This is a genomic window from Kytococcus sp. HMSC28H12, from assembly GCF_001816045.1.
Lineage (GTDB): Bacteria > Actinomycetota > Actinomycetes > Actinomycetales > Dermatophilaceae > Kytococcus > Kytococcus schroeteri.
Window position 1 is genome coordinate 6,149 of sequence record NZ_KV824653.1, and the last position, 3,967, is coordinate 10,115.

The following is a 3,967-nucleotide window of genomic DNA, read 5'->3' on the forward strand; positions in this document are numbered from 1 at the left end:
GGTCGGCGCCCTGAGCTACTCGCTCTACCTTTGGCACTGGCCGCTGGTGATCTTCACCCAGCAGGGCCTCTACGACGGCGAGAAGGCGCCCCTGTGGGCCACCGTCGCCGCCGTTCTGCTGGCCTTCCCGCTGGCCTGGGCGGGCAACCGCCTGGTGGAGAACCCGGTACGCTTCGCCGCCCCGTTCAAGCGCACCCGCAACGCCCTGGTGCTGGGCGCCTCGCTCACCCTCACCGGCGTGCTGCTGGGCACGGCCCTGCAGGTGGTGGCGCCCGGCAAGGGCACCGACGAGAACGCCGCCGGCGCGCGGGCGCTGCTGCCGGACGAGGAGAAGGCGAAGGACACCCGGGCCGGCAAGGGCGTGCGCGGCGTCAACGCAGTGCTCAAGGCCAAGCCCGACCCTGCCGCGTACCCGGACAACCCGGAGACCATCACCCCCGACCCGTTGGACGCCACCGAGGACGTGCCGCCGCAGTATGCCGACGGCTGCCAGGTGTCCCTGGACTCCGCCGAGCCGCACGAGTGCGAGGCCGGCGACCCCAACGGTCAGAGGACGGTGGCCCTGGTGGGCGACTCCAAGGCCTTCCAGTGGCTGCCGGGCCTGGACGCGTGGGCCAAGGAGCGCGGCTACACGGTGCGCTCCAACACCAAGTCAGCCTGTGCCTTCTCGGCCGCGCTGCAGGCACCCGGCGGCACGCCGAACACCTCGTGCAAGGAGTGGGGCGACAAGGTCGCCGACTCGCTGCAGGCCGACCCGCCGGACGTGCTCGTGGTCTCCGGCCTGCGCTCCGAGGCGCTGGTCGAGGAGGGCGGCACCAAGACCTCCCGCGAGGCCATCGTGAAGGGCTACCTGGAGCACATCCAGCCGCTGGTCGACGAGGGCACCACCGTGGTGGCCATCGCCGACACGCCGCAGCCCAAGACCAAGGTCTACGAGTGCGTGGCCGAGAACAGCTCGCACGTCTCGGTGTGCGACTTCCCGGAGCGCGACGGCGTGGGCACCCCGGCGCTCGAGGAGGTCATGAAGGAGGTCGACGGCTCCCTCATCGACTTCAACGACCACCTCTGCCCCGAGGGCACCTGCCGCGCGGTGAACGGTGGCGTGCTCACCTACCGCCAGGGCAGCCACGTGACGGCCACCTGGGTGGCCTCGCTGCAGCAGGTGCTGGACGCCCGCATGGACGCCGCGCTGGACAAGGCCGGGAAGGGCACGAAGGGCAGCCAGAAGGGCTGACGCCCACGATCAGCCACTCATGTGTCACTGGATGCGCGGGCAGACACCCTCCGCGGCACCCAGTGACACATGAGCGCACAGCGGTCGTGCCCGCCCTGCGTTGAGTCGTCGTTTCTCGGGGTCGAGACCGGCTCTGGACCCCGAGAAGCGACGACCCAACGCCCAAGGGGTGTGCCGGGTGGAGCGAGCTCCGCTCAGGCTCGCCAGGGGGCCGGGCGCGCACCCTCGATGCCGCAGTGCCCCGCACCGTGCCGGGTGACCCACTGCGGCGCGGTGCCGAACGCCTCGCGCAGCTGCCCGGGCACCACCATGAGGTCCCCGATGCTGCCCGCACCGGTGTCCTCGGCCAGCCGGTCGGCGTCCAGCCACACCCGCTCGGCCCGCACCTTCCCCGCGTCGCGCGCGGCGAGCCCCGCGTCGAGCACCAGCAGGTTCTGCGCCAGTGTCGCCTCGTTGGCCGAGACGTAGGTCAGCCCCTCGGCCACGATGAGGTCGCCCACCGCGTCGGCCAGCTCCGGCCGCCGCTCGGTGAGGGGCAGCGGGCGCTCCTGGTGCCACAGCACGGGGCGGATGCCGGCGTCGAGGAACTCGCGCAGCTGCGCCACCCGCTCGGGCTGGCTGAAGTCGCCGCGCAGCACCCAGGCGTGCGTCACCTCCTCGCCGCTGGAGGGGTACCGACCGCCGTCGGGCGCGGGCAGGTCGCGGTTCCACGCGCGCGGCACGCTGAACGGCATCGTGGCGGAGGAGTCGATGCCGGACGCCCCGGCCAGCTGCCGCGAGCGCGGCCCCTTGCCACCCCCGGCACGCCGGATCGCCCGGTGCCACGCGGCGTACACCCCGCGGTAGAGCAGCCGGTCGGGGTTGTTGCGGTTCCACATGAAGTCGCCGCGCGAGAGGCTGCCGGTGCTCAGGCGGATGACGGCCAGGTAGTCGTCGATGTCGCGCACCGGGCGGCCCAGCGCGTCGAGCCGGAAGTGGTACTCCGAGTCCGCGCCCTTGCGCACGGCCTGGAAGCCACCCACCTCCTCCAGCACGGAGCGGCGCACCATGAGGCTGGAGGCGTTGCGGCGGTCCGGCGGGTAGCCGAGCCACTGGTGGGTGAGGTCGTCCTTGACCCGGATGGCCTGCGACCGGTTGGCGGGCACCTTGGGGTGGGCCTCCAGGTCGCGCACGTGGCGCTCGATGCGCTCGGGGTGCGACCAGTCGTCGGCGTCCTGCACGGTCACGTACTCGCCGTGGCTGATGCCGATGCCGTGGTTGCGCGCCACGTACGAGCCGCCGTTGGCGGGCATGCGCACCACGGTGATGCGCGGGTCCATCCGGCCGACCTGCTCGAAGACGGCGTCGAACTCCGGCCCGGACGCGTCGTCGAGCACGAGGATCTCCAGGCGCCGCCAGGTCTGGGCGGTGATGGACCGCACCGAGGTCACCAGCCCCTCGGCGTCGGGCTGCCAGCACGGCATGAGCACGGTCACCAGCGGCCCGTCCTCCACGTGGTGGGGCGCGGCGGCCTCCATCCGGTCGTACGGGGTGCTGCCCGATGCGGTGAGCGTCACCGGGGTGCAGCGGCTCTGTGTGAAGCGGGTGTTGAGCGACTCCAGCCATGCCACCTCGGCCGCGGACCCGGGCTGCGGGGCGGTGGCGCCCTCCCCGAGGGCATCCAGCCGCGCCAGGTCGGTGCGCACGCCCTGCACGATCTGCTTGCGGGCCCCGGGCAGGTCCACCCAGCGGCGGGCCAGTTCGGGACGGCCGGAGAGCAGCGCCTGCTGCAGCGGGATGGCGCGCAGCTTGGGCGGCAGGGCCTCGGCGCCGTGGGTCTCCAGGAGGGCCTCGAAGAGCCGCAGCCCGCGGGCGGTGGACTCCTCGTCGAGCGCGCGGCCGCTCCAGAAGGCCGCCACACAGCCCACCTGGTGCAGCAGCCGCTCGCGGGCCTCCCCGGCGTGCGCGGCCAGGGCGGGCCCGGCCACGGTGGGGGCCAGCACGGCCTCGAGGGTGGGGGCGGTCTCCACGTGGGCGGCCAGCTGCGGCATCGAGAGGGCGCCGTCGGTGGCCACGCGGGCCAGGGTCTCCACGAGCACCGGCGCGTCGGTGCGCAGCGCGGTGTGCAGGAGGGCCAGGGGGGTCTCGGCCGCGGCGGCCAACCATGCGAAACCAGCCTCGTCGGCGCCGTGGCGGGCGGCGTCCACGGCGTGGTCGGTGAGCGAGGCGGCGGGACGCGCGGTGCGCAGGGGTGCCACGAGTGGTCCTTCCGGGTGCCGGGTGGGCCGCCTGGCGCGGCGCTGCGGTCTGCTCGTCGAGGGGGTCGTCGGGCGACACCCCGGGACGGATCGGGACGATCGTACGCGGGGCGCTGCCATACTCTCCGGTGACGTCGCCGGGGTCCGCCCCACCGCCGACGCCCACCCGCAGACACCAGACCGCAACGCCTCACGCACCACGTGTGCCGGAACGGGAGCCCATGAAGTCCACGAAGATGCTGGCCGCCGTCGGCGGTGCCCTCCTGCTGGTGGTGCTCGCCGCCGTCGGGGCGGCCCTCCACCAGTACTGGCTCACCGCGGGCGCCCTGGGGCTCATCATGACGGCGCAGCTGGTGGTGTCCCTGGACACCAACCGCCGCACCCGCTACCTGCCGCGCCGCGTCAAGACGCTGCTGCAGACCGTGGCCGTGGGCACCAAGCCGGGCAGCGCCCCCGCCGCGCGTCCCGCCCCGGGCACGCCGGCGCCGTCGGCCCG

At 74.0% G+C, this 3,967-nt stretch carries 3 protein-coding genes; 2 read left to right on the forward strand and 1 reads right to left on the reverse strand.

Going from position 1 to position 3,967, the window contains the following annotated elements:
- Positions 1 to 1,234 (forward strand): acyltransferase family protein (locus HMPREF3099_RS13550; RefSeq protein ID WP_237769840.1); only part of this gene is annotated, 1,234 nt, incomplete at its 5' end.
- A 194-nt stretch (positions 1,235 to 1,428) separates the two neighbouring features.
- Here HMPREF3099_RS13550 and HMPREF3099_RS10460 read toward each other — a convergent pair.
- Positions 1,429 to 3,471, reverse strand: a complete 2,043-nt coding sequence (locus HMPREF3099_RS10460; RefSeq protein WP_070705910.1) for a glycosyltransferase family 2 protein — start codon at positions 3,469 to 3,471, stop codon at positions 1,429 to 1,431.
- 221 nt (positions 3,472 to 3,692) lie between these two features.
- Here HMPREF3099_RS10460 and HMPREF3099_RS10465 point away from each other — a divergent pair.
- Positions 3,693 to 3,967, forward strand: a 275-nt coding sequence (locus tag HMPREF3099_RS10465) for a hypothetical protein (protein WP_202816755.1), incomplete at its 3' end; no start/stop codon positions are given.